The 25,910-nt window shown below is 60.5% G+C and carries 23 protein-coding genes; 10 read left to right on the top strand and 13 right to left on the bottom strand.

The features are described from left to right. Positions 1 to 372 precede the first annotated feature (372 nt). Genes pepN through ACA054_RS13655 form a run of 6 tightly spaced genes read right to left on the bottom strand, consistent with a single transcriptional unit; the run spans position 373 to position 6,890 of the window. Complete coding sequence (pepN, locus tag ACA054_RS13680) at positions 373 to 3,030, bottom strand: aminopeptidase N (RefSeq protein WP_497689858.1); 2,658 nt, start codon at positions 3,028 to 3,030, stop codon at positions 373 to 375. Positions 3,031 to 3,040: 10 nt separating this feature from the next. Then, positions 3,041 to 3,871 carry a DUF2797 domain-containing protein gene (locus ACA054_RS13675; RefSeq protein WP_274076997.1) on the bottom strand — a complete coding sequence of 277 codons (831 nt, stop codon included), beginning with the start codon at positions 3,869 to 3,871 and terminating at the stop codon, positions 3,041 to 3,043. Beyond that, positions 3,868 to 4,128, bottom strand: a complete 261-nt coding sequence (locus ACA054_RS13670) for a YeaC family protein (RefSeq protein WP_497689857.1) — start codon at positions 4,126 to 4,128, stop codon at positions 3,868 to 3,870. Before ACA054_RS13670 ends, ACA054_RS13675 begins: the two co-directional genes overlap by 4 nt. A 34-nt stretch (positions 4,129 to 4,162) precedes the next feature. Then, entirely contained in the window at positions 4,163 to 5,032 is an 870-nt protein-coding gene (locus ACA054_RS13665; RefSeq protein WP_497689856.1) for a rhomboid family intramembrane serine protease, read from the bottom strand. Next, positions 5,029 to 6,000: a metallophosphoesterase gene (locus tag ACA054_RS13660; protein ID WP_497689855.1), complete on the bottom strand. Its 972-nt coding sequence runs from the start codon at positions 5,998 to 6,000 to the stop codon at positions 5,029 to 5,031. The genes ACA054_RS13665 and ACA054_RS13660 overlap by 4 nt, the downstream gene beginning before the upstream one ends. After that, positions 6,000 to 6,890: an NAD(+) kinase gene (locus tag ACA054_RS13655; protein ID WP_007944594.1), complete on the bottom strand. Its 891-nt coding sequence runs from the start codon at positions 6,888 to 6,890 to the stop codon at positions 6,000 to 6,002. Before ACA054_RS13655 ends, ACA054_RS13660 begins: the two co-directional genes overlap by 1 nt. A 115-nt stretch (positions 6,891 to 7,005) precedes the next feature. Between ACA054_RS13655 and ACA054_RS13650 the strand changes: the two genes are divergently transcribed. Then, a complete protein-coding gene (locus tag ACA054_RS13650; protein ID WP_497689854.1) occupies positions 7,006 to 7,956 on the top strand; it encodes a DUF1853 family protein in 951 nt (316 codons plus the stop codon). 99 nt (positions 7,957 to 8,055) lie between these two features. Here ACA054_RS13650 and ACA054_RS13645 read toward each other — a convergent pair whose 3' ends face one another. Continuing rightward, positions 8,056 to 9,159 carry a DUF2855 family protein gene (locus ACA054_RS13645; protein WP_497689853.1) on the bottom strand — a complete coding sequence of 368 codons (1,104 nt, stop codon included), beginning with the start codon at positions 9,157 to 9,159 and terminating at the stop codon, positions 8,056 to 8,058. Between the two features lie 53 nt (positions 9,160 to 9,212). Here ACA054_RS13645 and ACA054_RS13640 point away from each other — a divergent pair, with 53 nt between their 5' ends. Further along, positions 9,213 to 9,872: a TetR/AcrR family transcriptional regulator gene (locus tag ACA054_RS13640; RefSeq protein WP_497689852.1), complete on the top strand. Its 660-nt coding sequence runs from the start codon at positions 9,213 to 9,215 to the stop codon at positions 9,870 to 9,872. 9 nt (positions 9,873 to 9,881) lie between these two features. On the opposite strand, the gene ACA054_RS13635 is transcribed toward ACA054_RS13640, so the two are convergent. Beyond that, the gene (locus tag ACA054_RS13635) at positions 9,882 to 10,442 is read right to left on the bottom strand and encodes an NADPH-dependent FMN reductase (protein WP_497689851.1); all 561 of its coding nucleotides are present in this window, start codon (positions 10,440 to 10,442) and stop codon (positions 9,882 to 9,884) included. Positions 10,443 to 10,624: 182 nt separating this feature from the next. On the opposite strand from ACA054_RS13635, the gene ACA054_RS13630 reads away from it, so the two are divergent. Both ACA054_RS13630 and ACA054_RS13625 read left to right on the top strand, forming a co-directional pair. Continuing rightward, complete coding sequence (locus ACA054_RS13630; protein WP_274077006.1) at positions 10,625 to 10,858, top strand: hypothetical protein; 234 nt, start codon at positions 10,625 to 10,627, stop codon at positions 10,856 to 10,858. 88 nt (positions 10,859 to 10,946) lie between these two features. Next, positions 10,947 to 11,840: a LysR substrate-binding domain-containing protein gene (locus ACA054_RS13625; protein WP_497689850.1), complete on the top strand. Its 894-nt coding sequence runs from the start codon at positions 10,947 to 10,949 to the stop codon at positions 11,838 to 11,840. Here ACA054_RS13625 and ACA054_RS13620 read toward each other — a convergent pair. From ACA054_RS13620 to ACA054_RS13600, 5 genes are all read right to left on the bottom strand, one after another. Next, a complete protein-coding gene (locus tag ACA054_RS13620; protein ID WP_497689849.1) occupies positions 11,806 to 12,420 on the bottom strand; it encodes a GNAT family N-acetyltransferase in 615 nt (204 codons plus the stop codon). The genes ACA054_RS13625 and ACA054_RS13620 overlap by 35 nt on opposite strands. A gap of 14 nt (positions 12,421 to 12,434) precedes the next feature. Further along, positions 12,435 to 14,690 (bottom strand): Orn/Lys/Arg family decarboxylase, encoded by a 2,256-nt coding sequence (locus ACA054_RS13615; protein ID WP_497689848.1) that lies wholly within the window; start codon positions 14,688 to 14,690, stop codon positions 12,435 to 12,437. Between the two features lie 200 nt (positions 14,691 to 14,890). Beyond that, the gene (gene dnaQ / locus ACA054_RS13610) at positions 14,891 to 15,655 is read right to left on the bottom strand and encodes a DNA polymerase III subunit epsilon (protein ID WP_497689847.1); all 765 of its coding nucleotides are present in this window, start codon (positions 15,653 to 15,655) and stop codon (positions 14,891 to 14,893) included. 212 nt (positions 15,656 to 15,867) lie between these two features. Then, on the bottom strand, positions 15,868 to 16,320 hold the full coding sequence (gene rnhA / locus ACA054_RS13605) for a ribonuclease HI (protein WP_008062270.1): 453 nt from the start codon (positions 16,318 to 16,320) through the stop codon (positions 15,868 to 15,870). An 89-nt stretch (positions 16,321 to 16,409) separates the two neighbouring features. Next, the gene (locus tag ACA054_RS13600) at positions 16,410 to 17,168 is read right to left on the bottom strand and encodes a class I SAM-dependent methyltransferase (RefSeq protein ID WP_497689846.1); all 759 of its coding nucleotides are present in this window, start codon (positions 17,166 to 17,168) and stop codon (positions 16,410 to 16,412) included. Between the two features lie 65 nt (positions 17,169 to 17,233). Between ACA054_RS13600 and gloB the strand changes: the two genes are divergently transcribed. The 6 genes from gloB (at position 17,234) to ACA054_RS13570 (ending at position 25,910) form a co-directional block, all read left to right on the top strand. Further along, positions 17,234 to 18,001 carry a hydroxyacylglutathione hydrolase gene (gene gloB, locus ACA054_RS13595; RefSeq protein WP_497689845.1) on the top strand — a complete coding sequence of 256 codons (768 nt, stop codon included), beginning with the start codon at positions 17,234 to 17,236 and terminating at the stop codon, positions 17,999 to 18,001. A 99-nt stretch (positions 18,002 to 18,100) separates the two neighbouring features. Then, a complete protein-coding gene (locus tag ACA054_RS13590; RefSeq protein ID WP_497689844.1) occupies positions 18,101 to 19,543 on the top strand; it encodes a transglycosylase SLT domain-containing protein in 1,443 nt (480 codons plus the stop codon). 615 nt (positions 19,544 to 20,158) lie between these two features. Next, positions 20,159 to 21,973: an extracellular solute-binding protein gene (locus ACA054_RS13585; RefSeq protein WP_497690295.1), complete on the top strand. Its 1,815-nt coding sequence runs from the start codon at positions 20,159 to 20,161 to the stop codon at positions 21,971 to 21,973. Continuing rightward, entirely contained in the window at positions 21,970 to 23,811 is a 1,842-nt protein-coding gene (locus ACA054_RS13580) for an extracellular solute-binding protein (RefSeq protein WP_497689843.1), read from the top strand. The genes ACA054_RS13585 and ACA054_RS13580 overlap by 4 nt, the downstream gene beginning before the upstream one ends. 4 nt (positions 23,812 to 23,815) lie before the next feature. Then, entirely contained in the window at positions 23,816 to 24,889 is a 1,074-nt protein-coding gene (locus tag ACA054_RS13575; protein WP_497689842.1) for a microcin C ABC transporter permease YejB, read from the top strand. Position 24,890: 1 nt separating this feature from the next. Continuing rightward, a complete protein-coding gene (locus tag ACA054_RS13570; RefSeq protein ID WP_497689841.1) occupies positions 24,891 to 25,910 on the top strand; it encodes an ABC transporter permease in 1,020 nt (339 codons plus the stop codon).

Below are 25,910 nucleotides of genomic sequence, written 5' to 3'. Positions count from 1 at the left end.
GGCCGAGCGTTAGCTCGCCTCCAGCTTTTGATCTTGATCCACCCGCCCCTTCGGGAGGCTGAGTGGAGGTGTTCATCCGGGGGGTAGGCGCGCAGCGCCGTGCGGCGAAGCCGCACACATCGAGAGGAGGTCGAAGCGAAGCCGACCGGAGGCGATGCCCCCGGATGGACACCGGAGCGAAGGAACCCCGAGCCCCAGCGAGGGGCCGGACGCTGGGGCAAGACTTTTTGGTTCCTTTTGTGGCGTTTGACAAAAGGGACTCGCCGTAAGGGCGAAACCATAAGTAGCCGTTACCGCAGCAACGGATATGTACTCAATCAACCAAGAACCTGGTCGGCCCAAAGGCCGCCAAGTCCAAGACCAAACCGAGGATCAAGCCAAGCTCTTGCTGACCACCTCAAACACATCACTCGACAGTTGCCCCGAAGCCCGAATCCGCTCCAGCTCCCCTTTCATCAAGGCCTGACGAGCATCATCGTACTTGCGCCAGCGCGTCAAAGGCGCCAACTGCCGGGAAGCAATCTGCGGATTGAAGCCGTTCAACTCGATCACCAGATCCGCCAGGAAGCGATACCCGGATCCATCCGCCGCATGGAAGTTGATCAGGTTCTGCCCGGCGAACGCGCCGATCAGCGCCCGCACCTTGTTCGGGTTCTTGATGTTGAACGCCAGGTGCTGCATCAATTCCTTGACCCGATCCAGACCACCCGGCAGCACACTGCCGGCCTGGACGCTGAACCATTGATCCATGACCAACGGGTTGTCCTTGAAATGCTCGGCGAAGCTGGCCAGGGCCTTGGCTTTCTGCTGTTCGAACGGCGAGTTGATCAACACGGCGAGCGCGGTCAGGCGTTCGGTCATGTTGTCGCAGGCATCGAACTGTTCCAGCGTCGCCGCCAGCACTTCAGGCTTGCCGCTGAGCATCAGGTACGACAGCGCAATGTTCTGCAATGCGCGACGGGCGAAATGCTCGGCTTCGGCCACGTACGGGGTCTGCTTCGACAGGTCGCGGTTGGCCTGGTAACGCAGCCACAAACCTTCGAACAACGCATCGGCCAGTTGCTTGCGGGCGAACTCGCGGGCGGTGTGAATCGCCTCGACATCGGCCACTTCGCTGATTTCAGTCAGGTACGCTTCGCTTGGCAGCGACAGCATTTCGGCAACCATCGCCTGATCCAGCGTCTCGTCGGACAGCACGGTACGCAAGGCCGAAACCAGACGCTGATCCAGCACCAGCGCTTCGCCCTTCTGCTGCTGGACGATCAGTTCCTGCAGCACCTGCACCGACAGTTGCTGACCGGCATCCCAACGATTGAAGCCGTCGCTGTCGTGCTGCATCAGGAACATCAGTTGGTCGCGGTTGTACGGGAAGCTCAGTTTCACCGGGGCCGAGAAACCACGCAGCAGCGAAGGCAGCGGCTGTTCAGCGATGTCGACGAAGGTGAAAGTCTGCTCGGCTTCGGTCACCGAGATCACTCGGGAAGTGCCTTGCGCCGACGCTTCGCCGGCAAGACGCAGGGCAATTTCACCGCCCTTGCTATCGAGCAGACCGAGTTCGACCGGAATCACGAACGGCAGTTTTTCAACCTTGTCCGGGGTGGGCGGACAGCTCTGGCGGAAGGTCAGGCTGTAGGTTTTTGCCGCCGCATCAAAGGACTCGCTCACCGCCAAACGTGGCGTACCCGCCTGGCTGTACCAGCGCTTGAACTGGGTCAGGTCGACGCCATTGGCATCTTCCATGGCCTTGATGAAGTCATCGCAGGTCACGGCCTGGCCGTCATGGCGCTCGAAATACAGGTCGCTGCCTTTACGGAAGCCTTCGGCGCCGAGCAGGGTGTGGATCATGCCGACCACTTCCGACCCCTTTTCGTAAACGGTCAGGGTGTAGAAGTTGGAGATCTCGATGAAGCTGTCCGGACGTACCGCGTGAGCCATGGGACCGGCGTCCTCGGCAAACTGGTGCGTACGCAGGTAGGCCACGTCCTGGATGCGCTTGACCGTCGCCGAGTTCATGTCGGCGGAGAAGCCGGAATCGCGGAACACGGTAAAGCCTTCCTTGAGCGACAGCTGGAACCAGTCGCGGCAGGTCACGCGGTTGCCCGACCAGTTGTGGAAGTATTCGTGGGCAACGATGGCCTCGACCCGCTGGTGCGCGGCGTCGGTAGCGGTTTCGGCCTTGGCCAGCACGGCGCTGGAGTTGAAGATGTTGAGCCCCTTGTTCTCCATGGCGCCCATGTTGAAGTCGTTCACGGCGACGATCATGAAGATGTCCAGATCGTACTCGCGACCGTAGACCTCTTCATCCCAGCGCATGGACTTCTTCAGGCTGTTCATGGCGTGCTGGCATTTGTCGATGTTTTCCGGCTCGACATAAATGCGCAGCGCCACCGTGCGCTCGGTCATGGTGGTGAAGGTGTCTTCGACGCACCACAAATCACCGGCCACCAACGCAAACAGATACGCCGGCTTCTTGAACGGATCTTCCCAGGTCGCCCAGTGCCGGCCGTCTTCGCCAGGGCCTGAGGCAATCGGGTTGCCGTTGGACAGCAGCACCGGATAGCTGTGCTGTTCGGCGACCACCGTGGTGGTGAACGTGCTCATCACGTCCGGGCGGTCGAGGTAATAGGTGATCTTGCGGAAGCCTTCGGCCTCGCACTGGGTGCAGAACATCGTGCCGGACTTGTACAGGCCTTCGAGGGCGGTGTTGGTTTCCGGGTGGATGCGCACGCTGGTGTCGACCGTGAAGCTGGTGCTGGTCGGCTGCAGGGTCAGGTGATTCTCGGTTAATTGGTAATCAGCAATGCCCAGCTCGCGGTCAGCCAGGGTAACCGACAGCAATTCCAGCTGCTGACCATCCAGCACCAGCGGCGGCAGGCCCGGGCCGCGCTCGGGGTTGCGGCGCATCACCAGTTGCGCATGGACCAGGCTATGGTCCTCGAACAACTCGAAGGTCAGGTGCGTTTCGTCGATCAGGTAATCGGGCGCCTGATAGTCCTTGAGGTAGATCATCTTCGGTTGTTCGGTGCGCATGCTGGAGTCCTTAACTATGCACGGCGAGCTGATAAGCCGTGTATTTACGAATGTTGATCACGCCGGTATCGAAGATCAGGTATTGGCCCTTGATCCCCATCAGCGTGCCTTCGGCAATCGGATTCTTGTCCAGGTTGAAGCTGACGATTTTCGCCGGATACTGCTCGACCGGGAAGCGGATTTCGAGCGGTTCGACGTCGGCAATCGTCTGGATCGCCTGCAGGCCGAATCGTTCCTGCAAACCTTGCAGGCCCTCGGCGCAACTGTCGAACAGCTGATCACGGATCTGCGGCAGATCCACCGACACCGCGTCACCCTTGAGCAAGGCACGCCAGTTGGTCTTGTCCGCCACCTGGCTACGAAACAGGTCTTCGACGAAGCCCGATTGCTGGCGGGTCGCGACACGCATGATCGGCAACGCCTGGCTGGCGCCCTGGTCGATCCAGCGGGTCGGCAACTGGGTGGCGCGGGTAATCCCGACTTTTACCCCGGAGGAATTCGACAGGTACACAATGTGATCAGTCATGCAGAACGTCTGGCCCCACTCCGGCTCCCGGCAGGTGCCGGCGTCGAAATGGCAGCGTTCCGGGCTCATGATGCACACGTCACACTGGGCCAGCTTGGTCATGCACGGGTAGCAATAACCCTGGCTGAAACTGGTTTTGGTCTTGCGTCCGCAATGGGTGCAGTGGATCGCCCCCAGGTATTCCAGGCGCACCGTGGTGCCGATCAACGGATTGACCGGAACCTCGACGTCGCCCAGGCGAAAGGCGTATTGCACGTTCGGCCCGTCCAGGCGCGCCGACATTTTACTGATTGCACCACGGCCAATCTCGATCAATGGATGGCATCCGACTTGAACAGGATATTGGGCACTTGAATCGACTTGGAGCTGCATTCCTGCGGACCCATGTAGCCAGTACGCTCGTCTTCGGGCAGGTTCTTGATTTCCCAGGCGATCATCGCTTGCAACGAGAGTTCGCGTTGTTCGGCGGTGAGCTTGCCACCGTCGGACCATTTACCGATCTCCACCGCCAGTTTCAGGCTCTGGTAGATATCCGGGGTGATGTTCTTGATCATTTCGTTAAAAGAGGACATTGGGTCTCCGCGCTCTTTGAATCACATAACAGTTTTAGGCGGCCAGTTTACGGCGGTTGTACAAACCACCCAACAAACCGGTCAAGCATCCGACGAGCAACCCGCCGACGTGGGCCGCGTTGGCAATTTCCCCGAAGCCGATCATCGAGACCAGCCCGGACAGGCACAGCAGCAGCCATATCAGCATCATCGCCAACACCCCACGGGGCAGGCGATAGGCGCTGTTCGGCGACAGAATCTGAAAAATCCAGCAGTGCCCGAGCAGGCCGTACAGCACCCCGGACAACCCGCCAAACAGGGTCGGGCCGCTGAAGACAAACTGGGCATAGTTGGACACGAGGCTGAACAGCAAGGTCAGGCCGATGAGGTTGACACTGCCCTGGCGCGACTCGATACGCCGCCCCAGCTCCCAATACCACATGCCGTTCATGGCCAGGTGCAGGAAGCCGAAGTGAATCAGCATCGGTGTCACCAGGCGCCACCACTGCCCCGCCGCCAGGCTGTCGGCCAATGGCACGAAATGGATGTACTCGCCGACCACGCGAAAATCGAGAAACGTCAGCCAGCGCAGGGTGCTCAGGTTATCGCCCAGCAGCGTCAGCGCGCCGACGACCAGGCTCAGCAGCAGCACCATTGCTGTGGCTTTGCCATGGCGAAGCTGCTCGGCGAAGTTCGGCCGGCGAATTGGCTGCGCCACCGGAATGTCGAGTTTCTGATCCGGATCGCCCTCGGGAAAGCGTTCGTACAACACGCGCACGTCGTCGCTGATGTTCGCCGGCACCCACAGCACCTGCTCGCCCGCTTCCTCGCTGACCCGATGCGGCACCTGCATGCGTTGCAGCAACTTGACGAACCCGCTCAAATCCACCGCCAGCGGCAGGCGCAAGACTGCGACCCTGCTCATTGCAACACCTCCGGTCGCTCGACATCGACCCAGACAAACTTGTGCGGATCGAGCCGGGTTTCCTGGTCCAGCCGATAGGCCACCAGTTTTCCATAGAGCACCGCACTGTAGTCCAGGCACGCCAGGTTCGGACGAATCGGCGCCGGTTTGCCGCTGCGCCAGTAATGGCCGACGAACAGCAACGGCTCGTCAATGCCGTAGCGCAACAAGGTGTTTTTCTCGGTTGACGACAGTGGCGTTTGGGCCACCGGGTCGGGCAAGGCGTCAGGCTGGAACACGATGTCTCCGTAGGTTTGCGGATCGTCTTCCCAGAATTTGGTACGGAAGAACGAGCGTGTCAGACCATCGCCGCTGGTCATGGTCAGGCCATGGGGCAAGCGCATGTCGGTGCCGCGCAACAGGCGATCGAACACCGTGCAGGCGAAACTGCCGGGCATGGCCGAAGCCTGGAGGAAGTGTTCGTCGACACAGCCGTTGGGGAACAATGCCCGCAGCGGTTCGATCAACCCGGCGTCCCAACAGGCATGCACCACCCGGAAACGGCCGGCATCGACGAACAGCGGCAGTTGATAGAACCACTGCTGGAAGTCATGCCAGTCCGCCGGATGGTTTTCGAACTGGGTCAGGGTCTCGTGCAGCAGGCGCGCATGGCGCGGGGTGTGTTCGCGCACGAACTGCTTGCCGCTACCAGGCAGTGCCGGGGTGACCCAGCCCAGGGCGTTGAACTCGTGGTTACCCATGATGCACAGCGCCTGGCCGGCCTCGACCATATCGTGGACGATGTGCAGCGCCTCGCGAATTCGTGGTCCGCGGTCAATGATGTCTCCGACGAACACCGCCATGCGCGAGGCATGGCGCCAGACGCCAGCTTGCTTGTGATAACCGAGCCGGTCGAGCAAGTGCTCAAGGGTCAGAGCGCAACCGTGCACGTCACCGATCAGGTCGTAGCTACGCGCGGGATCGAGCATCAGTCGCCTCCACCACCCAACCTGCTGCCCCAGCCGAGCTTGGTCCGGCACACTTCATAGTAGTTGTGGTCGAGCGGGTGGATCAGCCGCAACTTCTGGGCTTTCTTGCTGATGGTGATGGTGTCGCCGGGCGCACAGGTGAAGTGGTTCTGCCCGTCACACGAGACTTGCGGGTAAATCTGCATATCCTTGGACACGACGATTTTCAGCTCACTGTTGCCATCGACCACAATCGGCCTGCCTGACAAGGTATGGGGGTACATTGGCACAATCACAATAGCGTCGAGCTTGGGATGCATGATCGGGCCACCGGCAGAGAGCGCATAGGCCGTGGAGCCAGTGGGTGTGGCGACGATCAGGCCATCGGCCTTCTGGCTGCAGACGAACTGGCCGTCGATGTACAGCTCGAACTCGATCATGCGTGTCGATTTGCCGGGGTGCAGCACCACATCGTTCAGTGCATCGCCCTGGCCAATGGCTTCGGCGTGGCGACGAACTTCAGCTTGTAACAGGAAGCGGTTTTCCACCAGATAGTGGCCGTCAAGCACTTCGGCGACCTTGATTTCCAGTTCATCGGGGCGGATGTCGGTGAGAAACCCCAGGCTGCCCCGGTTGATGCCGAGCACCGGAATATTGTGTTTGGCCAGCGCACGGGCCGCGCCGAGCAGACTGCCATCACCGCCCACCACAATGACCATGTCGCAGACCTCACCGAGCATCTTGCGCGACGAGGTTTGCAAACCGTGGCCCGGCAGGACTTCGGCAATGGTGTCTTCGAGGATCACGTGCAGGTGACGATCGAGCAGAAAACGTTTCAGTCGGCGGACGGTATCCAGCACCTGGGAACTGCCCAGGCGACCGATGATGCCGATATTGCGAAATTGCTCCATGGGGCTCCTAACGAAGGGCAGCGACGGTGAAAAGCAGGATTATGGGCGAAAGCGCGGCATAGACAAAATCCTTTCAGCCTCAAGGTGTACTCACGATTCGGTCTATGCTCGCAAGATGATCCTATTTCCAGATTTGCTGCAGTTACCCCACCAGTTGCGCCACCCCGAAGTGCGCGACCTGGCGTGGGTCATCCTCGCCCCGCCGATGCTCAGCGCCACGCCGTGGCCGCAGCGTCATCCGCTGGCCGGCAGCGACTGGGTGCAGGCCCCGGAACACCTGGAAAACTGGCTGCGAAAACTCGACCGGGACAGTTACGGTTTGCTGCACTGGCTGGCCCAGGCCCGTACCAGACGCCTGGGTCTGTACTACGAGCGCCTGTGGCAGTTTGCCGTGCAGCATGCGCCCGGCATCGAGTTGATTGCCGCCAACATGCCGATCCGTCGCGAAGGCCATACCCTGGGCGAACTGGACATGCTGCTGCGCGATCGCGACGGCGTGCATCACCTTGAACTGGCGATCAAGCTTTACCTCGGCCCGCAGAGCGGCGACGGCCACGACTCCGCGCAGTGGCTCGGCCCGGGTTGCCACGATCGACTGGACCGCAAACTGGCACACCTGAGCCAGCATCAATTGCCGATCTCCGCGCGTCCGGAGAGTCGCGAAGTGCTGGCGGCGCTGGATATCCGCCAGTTCAGCGCGCATTTGTGGCTGGGTGGTTATTTGCTCTATCCATGGCCGGGGCAGGCCGCATCGCCCAGTGGTGCACACCCACAGCACTTGCGCGGGCGCTGGCTGCATCAAAAGGACTGGTCGGAGTTTTTCGCACAGAGTCCGCCCGGCCGCTGGCAACCCCTGCCCCGCCATGCCTGGCTGGCACCGGCGCACTACCCCGCGGAGCAGACCTGGGGTGCTGAACAGTTGAATGCCTGGCTGAGCGACCTGGAGCCTCTGGCGCCGGCGCAATTGCTGGTGCGACTGACGGAAAATGCCCACGGCGACTGGGAAGAAGCGGAACGGTTGTTTCTGGTGGCGGATCTTTGGCCGAATGTGCCGGGGCAAGGTTGAGTTTTTCGCTGACTGAGCCCTTTCGCGAGCAGGCTCGCTCCCACATTGAAAATGCGTTCCCTTGTGGGAGCGAGCCTGCTCGCGAAGGGGCCAGTCCGGTCACAACCGAATCACATGCCCCTCAACCGGCGCGACCTGCCCATGAACCAGACGGGAAATAACCGCCTGCGCCGCTTCATAACCCTGACTTTCCATCACCTTCAGCAACGGCGGTTCACTATCCGTCACTTTCTGGAAAAACTCCTGCAAGCCCTCGCCAATATGCTGACTGACCCCTTCCGGCCCCCAATCGGCATTGCGCTTGCGGATCTGGATCGGCGCAAAAAAGAACACCGGCTGCGGGCCCTCGATGGCCGTCAACCGTGCCTCATCGGTGCTTTGCGCCGAGCCGGCAAAACAGCTGTAGACCAATTGCCCGGCAAAATGCTGGTGCACCCGGTCACGCAAATCGAGGTCGCCGGAAAAATCCACATACAGCGTTGGCCGGTCATTGGCCAGCTTCGCCAGTTCCGCGTAAGACGCCGTGCGCTCGTAGCAATCAAGGGTCTCAACAAAGGTTTTGTTGTCAGCTGAGGTCAGCGCCACCCGCTCCAGACCAGGATGATTGCCCAGACAGACTGCGGTGCCGTAGGCGGTTTTGCTCGAGGCGCTGGAGAACACCAGTCGAGTTGCACCGAAGAACCGCTTGTCCTGCAAAAAGTCCGCGAGCATTGAAGAGGTCAAGAACAGCGGTTTAAGCAAAATCTGCAGGTTTTCGGTTTCCGCGCGGTAGTACGAATCCCAACTGCAACGGGTGTATTGGTTGTAAGCCGAGGTCAACCCGAGTCGATGCTCGGCGCCATCGTAGAAACCCCGCTCGGTGACCCGTTCCGGGCGCAACCACAGATGGCTGGCAAGCGGAAAATACCCGTAGAAGCGCTCCCCGACCTTGATACCAGCCACGTCAGAGGCCACGACATCGGCAAAGCCCCAGGCAGGTACGTGGCCCCATTGCGCCAAACCTGTAGGAAAGAAACCCCAGTAGTTCATCGAGTTGCCATAGGCGGCGTAGGTAATGTTGTTGGTCGTCAGTGCGCAACGATCAATCTTTAAGATCACCTCGCCGGCCGCTGGAACAAGGCTTCGGTGCGCCTGCTCGATCCGGCTTTGGTCAAGGGCGTTTTTACGGGTTATCAGCCGTGTTACCGTGCTTGGACTTTGCATCCTTCACTCTCCTGCTGCGCAAGTGGCGGGTAGCACCAGAGTAATGGCAGCCGATGAAGAGCGGGTTCGGAAACACCAAGGGCAGCGCGCCCACCCTCAATCCCCGGGCAAAACCGCTGAAACGGCCGAGTCAGGCCCGGGCGATCTTCACCGTCGAAGCGATTTACCAGGCTTTTGTTCGGATTTGGCAAAGGGACGGCTGGTCCGGCTTGACCACCCGGGAAGTGGCGCTGGAAGCAGGCGTTGCGATTGGTACGCTGTACGACTATTTCCCGAGCAAGGAAGCCCTGCTGTCCGGTTACATCCGACATCGACTGGATGTTTTGTTACAGCATATGGATGAAGGGGTTGTTCAAGCCAATGACCTGGACTGGCCAACCCGGATCAAACGCCTCATACGCCTGACCTGCGAACCCGACGATGATCGCCAGCCACTGTTCAACCATGCCGTGCTGCTCATCGAACACCAGATTGCCGAGCCTAAACATCATCGGCGGGTGTTCGACGAACTGTCACAGAAATGGGGTGAAGCGTTTGCGGCCTGCAGCGACTTGCCTGTGCGCCCCTCACAGGCAACCATCGATGGGTGGGTGATCATGGCTTGGGGCGGACGGCGTTATTGCGTCACCGCGCAACCTGCGGCGGCGCAAACCGCCGCATGGTTGTCGGAAATGGAAACGACGATCTGTAGCCGACTGGCCAACGGTTCGTAATCCGAAGTATCAAAGCTTTTTGTGCTGTTCGACCCACTTCCCGTAGGCATCGATGAACTTCTGCAAGAACGGCCTGACTGATTCGGACAGGTTGCCCGCCTCGTCGAACGCGGAACCGGCGCCACTGAGGTAGGCTTCCGGTTGCTGCATCAACGGTACATCGAGAAACACCATGGACTGGCGCAAGTGGTGGTTCGCACCGAACCCACCCACCGCACCCGGCGAAACACTGATCACCGCACCCGGTTTACCACTCCAGGCACTCTTGCCATAGGGGCGCGAACCGACGTCGATGGCGTTTTTCATCGGGGCTGGCACCGAACGGTTGTATTCCGGGGTGACGAACAGCACTGCGTCGGATGAACTGACTTGTTGTCGGAAAGTACTGTAGGCTGCCGGCGGTGAGGCACCATCGATGTCTTCGTTGTAGAGTGGCAGATCACCGATTTCGACGATGTGGAGCTTAAGGTTGGCCGGCGCCAGATCCGCCAGCGCGAGGGCTACCTTGCGGTTGATCGATGCTTTACGCAGGCTGCCGACCACTACGGCGACGGTATAGACATTGCTCATGGAAGACGCTCGATTGTCCGTGGGAGGAGCCTGTAGTTATAGATGATCAGGCGACGGTCCAACCAGTGAATACAGGTATATCTGCGTCCTGATTATATTTTTTACGTAGGAAAACTTACCGTGCTCGGTGGCGGTCTATCCAACCGCACATTGAGTGATTTATCTCCAGAGGTTTTAAGCAGATGGCAGCAGTACTCGTCGGTCAGTTCCATGCAAGAGACGCGGAAGGCCGCATTTATTCCGTACATGAGTTCCAGGAATCCACCCCGCCGGCAGACGGCTACGCAGGCTCGACGCCCGTTACCACGTACAAGCTGGCCATTGGCGACCGCGTGAACAAGCTCGATGAAAACGAATTCATGCTGGTGCAATCGGGGGTGACCATCACCCGCGAACCGGTAAACGTCGTTTCATAACTCGCTGTTATGAGCAGAAGGCATATGCGCAGACTTGGGTTAGGATTCAATCACTGACTCCTTCACCTGCTGAACATGGACTTCACGCATGCGCTTACGCCATATCGAAGTGATCCAGGCGCTCCTGCAGACCGGTCACCTGGGCACGGCCGCCGAATGGCTGCAGTTGCCGGTGGCCGAAGTCGAACGCATTTTGCGCGACGCCGAGGATCAGTTGGGTTTCATGCTGTTCGCAAGCGTTCGCGGACGCTTGCAGGCCACGCGTGAGGCGCGGGAGTTGCAGGTCGAAATCACCCGCGTCTACGATGCGCTCGAACCGGTGCAGCGCCTGGCCAGCAGCCTCAGGCAATACCTGGCTGCGCCGTTACGCATCATCTGCACCCCGCCCCTGGCCCAGCAATTGTTGCCGCAAAGTATTGCAGCGCTGCGCCGACGCCTGCCCGATGCGCCTTGTACGCTCCTGAGCCAACCCACCCGCGAGATTGTCCGAAGCCTGCTGCTGCGTGAAAGCGATCTGGGCCTGAGCCTGCATGATCCCGATCACGCCGATATCCATTGCCAACCGATCGCCCAAGGCAAGCTGCAACTGCTCGCCCCCCACGGCTGGCTGCAACCCAAGCAGAAGTACATCTCGCTGCAGGACCTGGCCGGTCAGGCGATGGTGGGCCTGGAAGGCCATGACCCGCTCAGCCCGGCGCTGGGAAACAAACTGCATGCGCTGCGGCCGGCGCCGGTCATCCAGACCCGGGTGCAAACTCACCAGATGATGCGCAGCATGGTCGAGGCCGGTGAAGGCCTGGCCATTGTCGACCCCTTCACCGCTCTCGGTGCCAAAGGGGCCGGGCTCGATGTCTGCCCGCTGGCACCGGCCGTGCCGGTCACGCTCTACGCCCTGACCCTGAAGAACGGCGAGCCCTCGCCTGCCCTTCAGGCGTTGCTGGCGATCATCACGGAACAAGCCGCGGCGATGTTGGCGCACTGATCGGGTGTTCCAGCGGGTTGTCGAACAATCGGTACCAGAACAGCGCCACTTCGGCGGTATTGGGGTCAATACCCCGATAACGCAGATGGTCGATGCCGCCGATCACGTAGCCGCAACGCTCGTAAAGCCGACAGGCCCCAAGGTTGTTGTTCTGGGTTTCCAGCATGACGCCGGGCAGTTTCTTCTTGCGACTCCAGAACTGCGCCACATCCAGCAACGCCTTGGCCACACCGTGTCGCCTGGCCGGTGCATGCACCGCCAACTCATCGATATGGGCAAAACCGTTCCAGTTGGTGCTGATCACCAGGTGGCCAACGGGTTCGTCATCCAGGTACGCCATGAAGATCGCACTGTCGGCGGCATCGCGAAAGCTGCTGAACTCTTCCGGATCGATGCCATAACACTTGCGATAAGGGGTGATTGGCGTGACCCGCCACTGCTCCACCGGCTGGCCGATTTCGGGAGCACCGTAGGCGGCGACTTCAAAACTGAAATCACTGCCCCAAATATAAGCGGCAAAGCCCTCGTCGGCCACGCGCACCGACAGCCCTGGGTAATTTGGATTCATGACCGGTTGCATACTGGGAAAGGTCCTCATTCCTTGATGCAATCGACGGTGTAGTGCCGTCCATTGCCCTCGTCTTCGTGTTGCAATCCGTGCACATCAGCGACGAAACCCGGGAAGCTGCTGTCGAACGTGCGAGCAAACGCCAGGTAGTCGATGATCGAGCGGGTCGCTTCGGTAAAGCGCTCGCCGGGCATGATCAACGGAATGCCCGGCGGGTACGGCACCAGCATGACGGCAGCGATACGCCCGTCCAGCGCATCGATCGACACTGCTTCGACTTCGCCACGCACCAGATGATCATAGGCGTCCGCCGGCTTCATGGCGATTTGTGGCAGTACCGTGTACATCCGCTTGAGATGTTTGGCCGTGGCATTACTGCGATAACAGGCGTGCAACTGATCGCACAGGTCACGCAAACCCATGCCCTGATAGCGCGCGCCGTGCTGCTGAGCCACGCAAGGCAGGCAGCTGGCCAGATTGACGTTGGCGTCATAGCTGCGCTTGAACTCCAGCAACTCGGTCAACAGCGTGCTCCACTTGCCCTTGGTGATGCCCATCGAGAACAACACCAGGAACGAATACAGCCCGGTCTTTTCGACCACCAGCCCGCGCTCCCAGAGAAACTTGCTGACCACCGCCGCCGGGATTCCGCGATCGCTGAGCGCGCCGCCTGCGGTCAGGCCCGGCATCACCAGGCTGACCTTGATCGGATCGAGCAAGACATAATCGTCGCTCACCTCGCCAAAGCCGTGCCAGTCATCCCCCGGTTGCAGTAGCCAGTCCTCCGTCACCACCCGGTCGATACCTTCCACCGACGGCGGCTGCCAGATGGAAAACCACCAATCGTCGGCGGCGATGTGCTGACGCAGATTGGCCAGCGCCCGCCGAAAGCTCAGGGCCTCGTCGAACATTTCCTGCAACAGCGAACGCCCGGCCCCGCCCTCCATCATCGCCGACGCCACATCCAGCGAAGCGATGATGCCGTACTGCGGCGAGGTGGAGATGTGCATCATGAAGGCTTCGTTAAAACGATCACGGTCCAGCTGCCGGGCGCCACCATCCTGCACATGAATCATCGACGCCTGGCTGAACGCCGCCAGCAGTTTGTGCGTGGAATGGGTGGTGAACACCAGCGGACTGTCTTCACTGCGGGAGGTGCCCATGCCGTAGCGCCCGGTGAAAAACTCATGGAACGCCGCGTAGGCGTACCAGGCCTCGTCAAAGTGCAGGACCTCGACACTGTTGCCCAACTGCTGCTTGATCAGCTCGGCGTTGTAGCACAGGCCGTCGTAAGTCGAATTGGTCACCACCGCCAGCTTGACCTTCGGTGCCCGGCCCCTGGTCAACGGACTGGCGTCGATCTTGGCCTGGATCGATTCGCGGCTGAACTCGCTCAGCGGAATCGGCCCGATGATCCCCAGTTCATTGCGCTCGGGGCACAGGTACAATGGGATGGCACCGGTCATGATGATCGAGTGCAGCACCGACTTGTGGCAATTGCGGTCCACCAGCACCAGATCGTCGCGAGCGACCATGGAGTGCCAGACAATCTTGTTCGCCGTCGAGGTGCCGTTGATCACGAAGAAGGTGTGATCGGCGCCAAAGTTACGGGCCGCCCGCGCCTCCGCCTCTGCCAGGGGCCCGGTGTGATCCAGTAGCGAGCCCAGTTCCGGCACCGAGACCGACAAATCCGAACGCAGGGTGTTTTCCCCGAAAAACTGGTGGAACGCCTGTCCCACAGGGCTCTTGTGATACGCCACCCCACCGCCGTGACCGGGGGTGTGCCAGGAATAGTTGGAGTCGGCGGTGTGCTGCACCAGCGCCTTGAAGAACGGCGGCAGCAAGCCGTCCAGGTATTTGCGCGCGGCGCGCGCCACCTGGCGTGCGAGAAATGGCACGGTGTCCTCGAACAGGTAGAGAATGCCGCGCAACTGATTGAGCTCGGCCATGGCATCGGCGGGTGCGTTTTCCAGGGTCACTTGCTCGCCCAGGGCGAAGATGGGCAGATCCGGCGCGCGCACTCGCGCCAGCCCGATCAACTCGGCCATATTCTGTAACAAATGCGAATGGGCACTGGCGTCTTCCGCCGCAATCAGCATGCACGAGAGGCCGTGATGAGTCGAAGCGACCAGCCGGCCTTCGGTGTAATCCACCGCCGAAACGATACTGAAACCTTCCTGCTCCAGTTCCCGGGCGATACCCCGCACGCGATCGCCAGCGACGGTGTCGGCCTTGATGTCGCGGTGGACGATCAGGACCGGGAATTTCAGATCTTTATACATGGGGCTCAGTGTCCTGAGGCGGCAGGCTGAGACTGCCAATCACCTCAGGGTAGAGGGTTGGAGCGGATGTGGCGAGTGCGATGCACTGAAATGGGTCATCGGATCGTTATGAAGATCAAAAGATCGCAGCCTCGTTTCACTCGACAGCTCCTACAGACAGCTCCTACAGAATGAAACGAGGCTGCGATCTTTTAAAGGACCTACGCCGAAGCCTCCGCCTTGGCCTCAGCCAATTGCAACCAAAGCGCCGGCCCACCCGCAGATTTGCTGATGATTTCCAGGCGTGCCATGTGCTGGGCCAGATCTTCTTCGCTGGCGCGAATGATGCGCGTCGGCTGGCGGTCGGCCGGCAAGCGGCGGATTTCCGTAGCGGAGTTGTCCGCGCCCTCACCGGAGCCATTGCCGTCCGACGCGTTGCCCGCCAGGGACAGGCTGGTCTGGCCGCCGGTCATGGTCAGGTAGACGTCGGCAAGGATCTCGGAGTCGAGCAAGGCGCCGTGCAACTCACGGCCGGAGTTGTCGACGCCATAGCGCTTGCACAAGGCATCAAGGCTGTTGCGCTGCCCCGGGTGGCGTTCCCGGGCCATCATCAAGGTGTCGAGGATCGAGCAGTGTTGGGTTATGTCCGCACGATCGTGCTGGCCCATCAGGGCAAATTCGTTGTTAATGAAGCCAACGTCGAACGCCGCGTTATGGATGATCAGCTGCGCGCCCTTGATGAACTCGAAGAACTCTTCGGCCACCTCGGCGAAACGCGGCTTGCCCACCAGGAATTCGTTGGTGATGCCGTGGACGCCGATGGCGCCTTCGTCACTTTCGCGATCCGGTTGCAGGTAAACGTGAAAATGCCGACCGGTCAGGCGCCGACCGATCAACTCGACACAACCGATTTCGATAATCCGGTGGCCGTCGGTCACCGGCATGCCGGTGGTTTCGGTATCGAGTACAACGGATCTGGTGGCCATCTAGTGCTCAGCTCTCAATCGGTCAATCGTGCAAAAGCGGCGATGTTAACACGCTTGCCGGGATCTTCAGATACACCGAGTCGCGGCCTTCGCGAGCAGGCTCGCTCCCACAGTTGATCTCCTTGAGCGCAAATCTTGCGTTCACCTGCGATCCAGTGTGGGAGCGAGCCTGCTCGCGAAGGCCGCGACTCGGTACATCGGTTGAATTCGATTCAGGCCTGTTTGAAGCCACGCACTTCATCCACGCCACGATTGGCCAGTTGGTCGGCCCGTTCGTTGCCGTGATGGCCAATGTGTCCGCGCACCCATTTCCAGGTGACGTTATGGCGATTGACCTGCTCGTCGAGCAGCTTCCACAGGTCGGCGTTTTTGACCGGCTCTTTCGCTGCGGTTTTCCAGCCGCGTTTTTTCCAGTTGGCCATCCACTCGTTGATGCCTTTCATCACGTACTGGGAGTCAGTCACCAGCAACACATCGCACGAGCGCTTGAGTTCTTCGAGGCCGCGAATCGCGCCCATCAGCTCCATGCGGTTGTTGGTGGTGTTGGCTTCGCCGCCCCAGAGTTCTTTCTCGACGCCCTTGCACACCAGCAATGCGCCCCAGCCGCCAGGGCCAGGGTTGCCCTTGCAGGCGCCATCGGTGAAGAGTTCTACGCTATCGCTCATGCCAATCTATCCAGAAAATGCAGTGGCCCGCCAATCGAAGATCGACGACGCCCAGGACCGGGGTAACCCCGGCCGGAAAAAAGGAGGTATCACGGTTCGATGTTGCGACGATTGACCTTGGCCATCGGCAACGGGATCAGCTTGCCCATCGGCTCGCGGCGCTCCTGACGGACCGGTCGCAGGCCGACCACGATCTTGCGCGCCACCAATAAATAGAAGCCGCCCCCAGACAATTGCCAGTCACCGGCCTTGCGCTCCCAACCGGCCAGACGGGTCTGCCAGGTGGGTGAAGCCAGCGGCGGACGATAGCACCCGAAGCGGCGTTTCTCCAGCGCGAAGCCCAGCAGGTTCAGCCAGTCAGCCACCCGCGACGGGGAAATGCAGCGGGCTTTGCGCAACCCGTCATGGGCAAATACATGACGCAGCCCCCAAGTGCTCCAGGGGTTGATGCCGACGATCAGCAAATGCCCGCCGGGCCGCACGCTGCTCGCCGCCTCCCGCAGCAAACCATGGGGAGACAGGCAGAAATCCAGCCCATGCTGCAGCACCACCACATCGGCGGCATGTTCACTCAACGGCCAGGCCTGTTCCTCGCAGACGATCTCGACCCCGGGCAACGGCGCCCCCAGGCGCACGTTGCGCTGCACCTGCGGCGCCGACGGCGGTGTCTGGGCCGACGGCCCGTAATGCACCAGGTAGCCACCGAAGAAACGCCCCAACTCGTCTTCGAGCATGCGCCGTTCTTCATCCAGCAGGAATTGCCCGAGGGGGCCGGACAGCCAGTCACGTGCTGCGCTGATCAACACCAGCCAGTCAGGATCAGCCTGAGCGAACGCTTTATCGGTCATTGCATTCTCCAACGCGCCAGGAAGTTCTAAGATGCGCCATTGTTTTCCGCTTGGCGAATCCGACCATGATACAGATCACTGCCCTGCCCGCCTTCACCGACAACTACATCTGGTTGTTACAAGATCCCCGCACCCGGCGCTGTGCAGTGGTCGATCCGGGCGATGCCGCGCCAGTACAGGCCTGGCTCAAGGACAATCCGCAATGGATCTTGAGCGATATTCTGATCACTCACCACCACCATGACCATGTCGGCGGCGTCGAACAGCTGAAGAAAGCGACGGACGCGACCGTCTACGGTCCGGCCAGCGAAAACATTCCGGCACGGGACGTGGCCCTCAAGGACAACGATTGCATCAGCGTGCTGGGCCATGACTTCGATATCATCGCTGTCCCCGGCCATACCCTGGGGCACATCGCCTATTATCACCCGGGCCTGCTGTTTTGTGGCGACACCCTCTTCGCCGCCGGATGCGGGCGCCTGTTCGAAGGCACGCCCAAGCAAATGTACAACTCGTTGTCGCGCCTCGCCGCCCTGCCCGAGCAAACGCAGGTCTACTGCACCCATGAATACACCCTGAGCAATCTGCGCTTCGCTGCCGCTGTCGAACCCGGCAACGCCGACACCCTCGAGCGCCTGGCCAGCGTGACCCGTCAACGGGAAGCCGGGATCATGACGCTGCCGTCCACGGTGGCCCTGGAAAAACGTACTAATCCGTTTTTGCGTACCGGCGAAACATCCGTTAAAGAAAAAGCGGATGAACGGACCGGCACCGATAACTCCGCGCCCGATATGGTATTTGCTGCGCTAAGGGCCTGGAAAGATACGTTCTGAACAGTTTGGACGATAGTCCAAAATCTCTGAAAGGTTGACCGCAGAGGGCGTGCTTTCTAGAATCGCCCGACATTTTTGCCCGGAACTTACTTCCAGCCAATGTCGTCATCTATATGCAAAGCCATCAATTCGGACGCACTGACCCGCCTGGCGCAAGCCATAGCGGTGGCTGTGTCCGCGACATTGGCGGGCTGTTCCAGTCATGTGCCGCAGACCGATGCGGCACACGCACCGAATATTGCCGCGCGCGCCAAGCAGAAACCCGTCTTCCTCACCGAAAAGCCCACCCCGCAGATCCCGCAGGATGTCTGGGAGCGCATGCGCCAGGGCTTCCAGCTGCAGGACGGCCTGGGCGTCAACCCGCGCATCGAGCAACAGCGACTGTGGTTCGCCAGCAATCCGTCCTTCCTCGAAAACGCCGGCGACCGCGGCAGCCTGTACATCCACTACATCGTCGAGCGCCTTGAAGAACGCAACATGCCGCTGGAGCTGGCGCTGCTGCCAGTGATTGAAAGCGCCTACAACCCGATGGCCTATTCCCGCGCCAATGCGGTGGGCTTGTGGCAATTCATTCCCTCCACCGGGCGTTACTTCAACCTGCGCCAGACCCGTTTTTATGATGGCCGTCGCGACATCACCGCCTCGACCACGGCGGCCATGGACTACCTGACCCGCCTGCACGACATGTTCAACGGCGACTGGCTGCTGGCCCTGGCCGCCTACAACGCCGGTGAAGGCACCGTCAGCCGCGCCATCGAACGCAACGAGAGACTCGGCCTGCCAACCGACTACTGGAACCTGCCGCTGCCCGCCGAGACCCAGGCCTATGTGCCGAAGTTGCTGGCACTCTCGCAAGTGGTAATGGCGCCGGATGCCTACGGCGTGAACCTCAACCCGATCGCCAACGAACCGTATTTCCAGGTCGTCGAAATCAACCAGCGCATGGACCTGTCCAAGGTTGCCGCGGTGGCCAACATCGACGAAGACGAGCTGTTCCAGCTCAACCCCGCCTTCAAGCAACGCACCACCATCGACGGCCCGCAGCACTTGCTGGTACCCACTTCCAAGGCACAGCTGCTGACCACCAGCCTGCAGACCATGCGCCCTGAAGAGTTGATCAGCAAGAAACAGCTCAAACCGGTTTTCGAAGGCGCGGACGATACCCAACTGGCAGGCGTCAAGCGTAACTATCGGGTCAAGCGCGGCGACAACCTGGGCTCCATTGCCAAAGCCAACAATGTCGACGTCAAGGACCTGCAACGCTGGAACAAGTTGAGCGGCAAGAATCTCAAGCCAGGCCAGACGCTGGTCATGCAAGACACTAGCAAGCGTAACTCGGGGCGCATCAACACCGTGGTCGCGGCCAAGTCCAAGACCAAAGCCGGGAAGTCGCAATCCCGGTACAAGGTGCAACAGGGCGATTCGCTGTACATGGTAGCCAAGCGCTTCAACGTTGAAATGCAACACCTCAAGCGCTGGAATCCGCGTGTCGGCCAGGCGCTCAAGCCTGGGCAGGTCTTGACGGTTTCCAATCCGCACTAAAAATGAGCCCCTGATTTCAGGGGCTTTTTTTTGTCCGCATGTTTCAACTGACCGGTGTAGGAACCGGCTTGCTAGCGAAAAACCCAAGAGCGACGTGGCTAACCTGTAGATACGCGTAATCGTTAACGACCATCGCGAGCAAGCTTGCTCCTACAGGGGGTAATGCGTACGGCTCCCGATCAGGCCGGCCGGTCGGCCGCCTCGCTTTTGCTTTGGCTTTTGATTTTCTTGCCACATCGAGAGGCCGAGCGCAGGTTCTGCGCAGTGGGCAAACCGGCATGGATGCCGGGTTAGCCGCGCACGGCCATGGATGGCCGATCGCGGCGGGCCCTGTAGGAGCGAGCATGCTCGCGAAAAACCAGAGAGCACCGCGGGGTGTCAGGCTCCCCACGTAATCGTTGACCTCCATCGCGAGCAGGCTCGCTCCTACAGGGCTCGTCCAAGTGACCCGCTAAGAGCGGAACCATAGGTGGCCGTTACCGCAGGAATGGATATGTACGAACCGGCATCAGCATCAAGCCCCCGTCTTTTTCCTGTCCATACAAGCTGTTACTGTACGATCCACAAAGCCCAAGCCGCCTGGATCGGATCTCTGACTTGAAGCGTCCCCTCCTCCTGCTCCTGATCAGCCTGGCCTTGAGCTCCACCGCAAGCGCGACGATCAGCGAAAGCCACGGTTATGCGCAGTTCGGCACGCTCAAGTACCCGGCCAGATTTACCCACTTCGACTGGGTCAACCCGCAAGCGCCCAAGGGCGGAACGTTGCGGGTCATGGCATTTGGCACCTTCGATACGCTCAACCCCTACACCTTCAAGGGCACTAGCCCCGTTACCACAGCCAATTTCCTGCAATACGGCATCAACGAGCTGAACGAACCGCTGATGGTCGGCACCGGCCAATACGCCCCGTCCGGCGACGAGCCGACCTCCAGTTATGGCCTGATCGCCCAATCGGTGGAATACAGCGAGGACCGCAGCTGGATAGTCTTCAACCTGCGCCCCGAAGCACGGTTCCACGACGGCACGCCGATCACCGCCTACGACGTGGCATTCTCCTTCCGCCTGCTGCTCAAGGAGGGTCATCCGCAATACCGCACCAACCTGCAGGAAGTGTTGCGGGTCGACATCCTCAACCCGCAGCGCATTCGTTTCGTCTTCAAGCGTGCCGGCAATCCCTTGCTGATCCTGCGCCTGGGGGAGTTGCCGGTGTTGCCGCAGCATTACTGGAAAGGTCGCGACTTCAAGGCGACCACTTTCGAGCCGCCGCTCGGCAGCGGGCCGTATCGCATCACCTCGGTCACGCCAGGGCGGCAGATCGTGTTCGAACGGGTCAAGGACTACTGGGGCAAGGACCTGCCGGTCAATCGCGGCAAGTACAACGTCGATCGCATGGAAGTCGAGTTCTACCGAGACAGTGACGTGGCGTTCGAAGCGTTCAAGGCCGGTGAGTTCGACATCTATATCGAACACCAGGCGAAGAACTGGGTCACCGGTTACAACTTCCCGGCGATCCGTCGCGGCGACGTGATCAAGGCACAAATCCCGCACCAGATCCCGACCCAGACCCAAGGCCTGTTCATGAACAGCCGCCGCCCGACGTTCGCCGAGTCTAAGGTTCGTGAAGCACTGGGCCTGATGTTCGACTTCGAGTGGACCAACCGCACGTTGTTCAGCGGCGCCTATAAACGCGCCATGAGCTACTACCCCAACAGCGAGTTCTCCGCCAGCGGGCTGCCGGTCGGCCATGAATGGCTGTTACTCAAGCCGTATCGCGAGCAATTGCCCGCCAGGCTGTTCACCGAGCCTTTCAGCCTGCCGCAGACCCAGGGCCGCGGCATTCCCCGGGAAACCATGCGCAAGGCCTTGGCTCTGCTTGCCGAGGCCGGCTGGAAGCTCAATGGCCAGCGCCTGCAGAACGCGGCCGGGCAACCGCTGCGCCTGGAGATCCTGCTGGTCAACCCGAACCTGGAACGCATCCTCCAACCCTATGTCGAGAACCTCGCCAGCATCGGCATCGACGCCAAGCTACGCACGGTCGACCGCGCGCAGTACAAGCAGCGCCTCGATCAGTTCGATTTCGACATGATCCTGATGACCCTCAACCAGACCCTCAGCCCGGGTCTTGAACAATGGCAGTACTTTCATTCCAGCCAGGCCGGGGTCAAGGGCAGCAAAAACTACGCAGGCATTGCCAATCCGGTGGTCGACCACCTGCTCGAACAATTACTCGCCGCCAAGACCCGCGATGAACAAGTGGCCGCCGGCAAGGCGCTGGACCGCGCGCTGCTGTGGCAGCACTACATCATTCCCAACTGGTACCTCAATTATCACCGCCTGGCCTACCGCAACCGGTTCGCCTTCGTCACGACGCCGCCCTACACCCTGGGCCTGAGCGCGTGGTGGCTGAAATCTTCGGAGAAAGATCGATGAAATCCGCAAGCGTCCTGCTCCTGCAGGCCGGCGCCCTGTTGTTCGCAGGGTGGGCCTTCGCCGCCCCGCAACATGCCCTGACCCTGTACAACGAGCCGCCGAAATATCCGGCCGACTTCAAACACTTCGATTACGTCGACCCGGACGCCCCCAAGGGCGGAAAATTCCGCCAGGCCGGATTTGGTGGCTTCGACAGCCTCAACCCGTTCATCAGCAAGGGGGTGTCGGCCAACGACATCGACCTGATCTACGACACCCTGGCCCGACAGAGCCTGGATGAACCCTTCACCGAATATGGCCTGATCGCCGGCAAGATCGAAAAAGCCCCGAACAACGACTGGGTGCGTTTCTATCTGCGGCCCGAAGCGCGTTTCCATGATGGCCAGCCGGTGCGCGCTGAAGACGTGGTGTTCAGCTTCCAGACGTTGGTCAAGGATGGCGCACCGATGTACCGCGGCTACTACAGCGACGTCGAAGACGTGGTCGCCGAAGATCCGCTTACAGTGCTGTTCAAGTTCAAGCACAGCAACAACCGCGAATTGCCGTTGATCCTCGGCCAGTTACCGGTGCTGCCCAAGCATTGGTGGGCGAGCCGCGACTTCAACAAGGGCAACCTGGAAGTCCCGCTGGGCAGCGGTCCGTACAAGGTCACCGAAGTGAAGGCCGGGCGCTCGATACGCTATGAGCGAGTCAAGGATTACTGGGGCAAGGACTTGCCGATCAACCGCGGCTTCTACAACTTCGACGTGATGACCACCGACTACTACCGCGACAATACCGTGGCGCTGGAAGCCCTGAAGGCCGGTCAGTTCGATTATTGGCTGGAGATGACTGCGAAGAACTGGGCCAACGCCTACAACATCCCCGCGGTAACCGAAGGCCGGCTGATCAAGGAGCAAATCCCCAACGGCAACCCCACCGGCATGCAAGGCTTCGTGTTCAATCTACGCCGCCCGGTATTCCAGGACGTGCGCGTGCGCCAGGCCCTGACCCTGCTGCTGGACTTCGAATGGACCAACAAGCAGTTGTTCAACGGTGCTTACGCACGCACCCGCAGCTATTTCGAAAACTCGGAAATGGCCGCCACCGGCTTGCCGGATGCCGATCAGCTGGCAATCCTCGATCCGTTTCGCGGCAAGATTCCCGAGCAGGTGTTCAGCGAAGCATTCGAGAATCCCATGACCGACGCCAGCGGCATGATCCGCACCCAGCAACGCAAGGCTTACCAACTGCTGCAAGAGGCCGGCTGGCGCATCGTCGATGACAAAATGGTCGACGCCACGGGCAAACCGGTAAGCATCGAGTTCCTGTTGGCCCAGACCGAATTCGAGCGCGTACTGCTGCCGTTCAAGCGTAACCTGAGCGACCTCGGTATCGAACTGGTGATCCGCCGGGTCGACGTTTCGCAGTACGTCAACCGCGTGCGCTCGCGGGACTTCGACATGATCGTCGGCAGCTTCCCGCAGTCCAACTCGCCGGGCAACGAACAGCGCGAGTTCTGGATGACCGCGGCCGCCGACAAACCCGGCAGCCGCAATTCCATGGGCCTGAAAGACCCGGTGGTGGACCAGTTGGTCGAACAATTGATCAATGCCGACTCACGCCGCAGCCTGGTGGCCCACGCCCGGGCACTGGACCGGGTGCTGCAATGGGGCTATTACGTGATCCCCAACTGGCACATCAAGACCTGGCGTGTGGCTTACTGGAACCACATCGGCCATCCGAAGGTCTCGCCTAAATATGACATCGGCATCAACACCTGGTGGATCAAGCCCGATGCGAAACCGGCCATAGAGATCGAAACCAAATTGCAAGCCGACCCTGCGGGCACGGAGTAATCAGATGCTGGCGTATATTTTTCGGCGACTGCTGCTGATCATCCCGACACTGTTCGGCATCTTGCTGATCAACTTCCTGATCATCCAGGCCGCCCCCGGCGGGCCGGTGGAACAGATGATCGCCAAGCTCGAAGGCTTCGAAGGCGCCACCAGCCGCATCGCTGGCGGCGGCGCCGAGGTGTCGGTGGCAGGCTCCGCCTATCGTGGCGCACAAGGCCTGGACCCGGCGCTGATCAAGGAAATCGAGCACATGTACGGCTTCGACAAGTCGGCGCCGGAACGCTTGTGGATCATGGTCAAGAACTATGCGTCCCTGGATTTCGGCGACAGCTTCTTCCGCGACGCCAAGGTCATCGACCTGATCAAGGAAAAGATGCCGGTGTCGATCTCTCTCGGGCTGTGGAGCACCCTGATCATGTACCTGGTGTCGATCCCGCTGGGGATCGCCAAGGCCACGCGGCACGGCAGCCACTTCGACGTCTGGACCAGTTCGGCGATCATCGTCGGCTACGCGATTCCGGCGTTCCTGTTCGCCATCCTGTTGATCGTGGTGTTTGCCGGCGGCAGTTATCTGGACTGGTTCCCGTTGCGCGGGCTGACCTCGAACAACTTCGACGAGTTGAGCATGGGCGGCAAGATCCTCGACTACTTCTGGCACCTGGCACTTCCCGTGACCGCCCTGGTGATCGGCAACTTCGCGACCATGACCCTGCTGACCAAAAACAGCTTCCTCGATGAAATCAACAAGCAATACGTGGTCACCGCCAAGGCCAAGGGCCTGACCAATCACCGCGTGCTGTATGGCCATGTGTTTCGCAACGCCATGCTGCTGGTAATCGCCGGTTTTCCCTCGGCGTTCATCGGCATTTTCTTCACCGGCTCGTTGCTGGTGGAGGTGATCTTCTCCCTCGATGGCCTCGGTCTGATGAGTTTCGAAGCGGCGATCAACCGCGATTACCCGGTGGTCTTCGGCACCCTGTTCATCTTCACCCTGCTGGGCCTGGTGGTGAAGCTGATCGGCGACCTCACCTACACCTTTGTCGATCCGCGCATCGACTTCGAAAGCCGGGAGCATTGAGATGAACCTGTCCCCTCTCAATCGCCGGCGCTTCGAACTGTTCAAGGCCAACAAACGCGGCTGGTGGTCGTTGTGGCTGTTCCTGATCCTGTTCGGCGCCAGCCTCGGCGCCGAGTTGATCGCCAACGACAAACCGCTGGTGGTGCACTACGACGACGGCTGGTACTTCCCGGCCCTCAAGCGCTACCCGGAAACCACCTTCGGCGGCGAATTCCCGCTGGAAGCCAACTACAAGAGCCCGTACATCCGCGAACTGCTCAAGGCCAAGGACGCTTGGGTGCTGTGGGCGCCGATTCCCTACAGCTACCAGAGCATCAACTACGACCTGAAAGTCCCGGCTCCTGCGCCACCGTCGACTGACAACCTGCTAGGCACCGATGACCAGGGCCGCGATGTGCTGGCCCGGGTGATCTACGGCTTCCGCATTTCCGTGTTGTTTGCCCTGACGCTGACCTTGTTCAGCTCGCTTATCGGTGTGATCGCGGGCGCGCTACAGGGTTTCTACGGCGGCTGGGTGGATCTGGCCGGGCAGCGTTTTCTGGAGATCTGGTCCGGGTTGCCGGTGTTGTACCTGCTGATCATTCTCGCCAGCTTCGTCCAACCGAACTTCTGGTGGCTGCTGGGGATCATGCTGCTGTTTTCCTGGATGAGCCTGGTGGACGTGGTGCGCGCCGAGTTCCTGCGCGGGCGTAACCTTGAATACGTGCGTGCGGCCCGGGCATTGGGCATGCAGAATGGCGCAATCATGTTCCGTCACATCCTGCCCAACGCCATGGTCTCGACCATGACCTTCATGCCGTTCATCCTGACCGGCGCCATCGGCACCCTGACCGCCCTGGACTTCCTCGGCTTCGGCTTGCCGGCCGGCAGTCCGTCACTGGGTGAGTTGGTGGCCCAGGGTAAATCCAACCTGCAAGCGCCCTGGCTGGGCATGAGCGCGTTTGCGGTGCTGGCGTTGATGTTGAGTTTGCTGGTGTTCATCGGCGAGTCCGCTCGCGATGCCTTCGACCCGAGGAAGTGA

This window comes from Pseudomonas sp. LBUM1653 (assembly GCF_059716115.1).
The sequence above is the reverse complement of the archived record's forward strand: the minus strand, read 5'-3'. Positions and strand labels throughout refer to the sequence as shown.

Excerpts from the sequence above, each read along its gene's own strand:
- pepN (WP_497689858.1), bottom strand. The coding sequence starts at position 3,030 with ATGCGCACCGAACAACCGAAGATGATCTACCTCAAGGACTATCAGGCG.
- ACA054_RS13670 (WP_497689857.1), bottom strand. The coding sequence starts at position 4,128 with ATGTCCTCTTTTAACGAAATGATCAAGAACATCACCCCGGATATCTAC.
- ACA054_RS13665 (WP_497689856.1), bottom strand. The coding sequence starts at position 5,032 with ATGAGCAGGGTCGCAGTCTTGCGCCTGCCGCTGGCGGTGGATTTGAGC.
- ACA054_RS13660 (WP_497689855.1), bottom strand. The coding sequence starts at position 6,000 with ATGCTCGATCCCGCGCGTAGCTACGACCTGATCGGTGACGTGCACGGT.
- ACA054_RS13655 (WP_007944594.1), bottom strand. The coding sequence starts at position 6,890 with ATGGAGCAATTTCGCAATATCGGCATCATCGGTCGCCTGGGCAGTTCC.
- ACA054_RS13650 (WP_497689854.1), top strand. The coding sequence starts at position 7,006 with ATGATCCTATTTCCAGATTTGCTGCAGTTACCCCACCAGTTGCGCCAC.
- ACA054_RS13645 (WP_497689853.1), bottom strand. The coding sequence starts at position 9,159 with ATGCAAAGTCCAAGCACGGTAACACGGCTGATAACCCGTAAAAACGCC.
- ACA054_RS13640 (WP_497689852.1), top strand. The coding sequence starts at position 9,213 with ATGAAGAGCGGGTTCGGAAACACCAAGGGCAGCGCGCCCACCCTCAAT.
- ACA054_RS13635 (WP_497689851.1), bottom strand. The coding sequence starts at position 10,442 with ATGAGCAATGTCTATACCGTCGCCGTAGTGGTCGGCAGCCTGCGTAAA.
- ACA054_RS13630 (WP_274077006.1), top strand. The coding sequence starts at position 10,625 with ATGGCAGCAGTACTCGTCGGTCAGTTCCATGCAAGAGACGCGGAAGGC.
- ACA054_RS13625 (WP_497689850.1), top strand. The coding sequence starts at position 10,947 with ATGCGCTTACGCCATATCGAAGTGATCCAGGCGCTCCTGCAGACCGGT.
- ACA054_RS13620 (WP_497689849.1), bottom strand. The coding sequence starts at position 12,420 with ATGCAACCGGTCATGAATCCAAATTACCCAGGGCTGTCGGTGCGCGTG.
- ACA054_RS13615 (WP_497689848.1), bottom strand. The coding sequence starts at position 14,690 with ATGTATAAAGATCTGAAATTCCCGGTCCTGATCGTCCACCGCGACATC.
- dnaQ (WP_497689847.1), bottom strand. The coding sequence starts at position 15,655 with ATGGCCACCAGATCCGTTGTACTCGATACCGAAACCACCGGCATGCCG.
- rnhA (WP_008062270.1), bottom strand. The coding sequence starts at position 16,320 with ATGAGCGATAGCGTAGAACTCTTCACCGATGGCGCCTGCAAGGGCAAC.
- ACA054_RS13600 (WP_497689846.1), bottom strand. The coding sequence starts at position 17,168 with ATGACCGATAAAGCGTTCGCTCAGGCTGATCCTGACTGGCTGGTGTTG.
- gloB (WP_497689845.1), top strand. The coding sequence starts at position 17,234 with ATGATACAGATCACTGCCCTGCCCGCCTTCACCGACAACTACATCTGG.
- ACA054_RS13590 (WP_497689844.1), top strand. The coding sequence starts at position 18,101 with ATGTCGTCATCTATATGCAAAGCCATCAATTCGGACGCACTGACCCGC.
- ACA054_RS13580 (WP_497689843.1), top strand. The coding sequence starts at position 21,970 with ATGAAATCCGCAAGCGTCCTGCTCCTGCAGGCCGGCGCCCTGTTGTTC.
- ACA054_RS13575 (WP_497689842.1), top strand. The coding sequence starts at position 23,816 with ATGCTGGCGTATATTTTTCGGCGACTGCTGCTGATCATCCCGACACTG.
- ACA054_RS13570 (WP_497689841.1), top strand. The coding sequence starts at position 24,891 with ATGAACCTGTCCCCTCTCAATCGCCGGCGCTTCGAACTGTTCAAGGCC.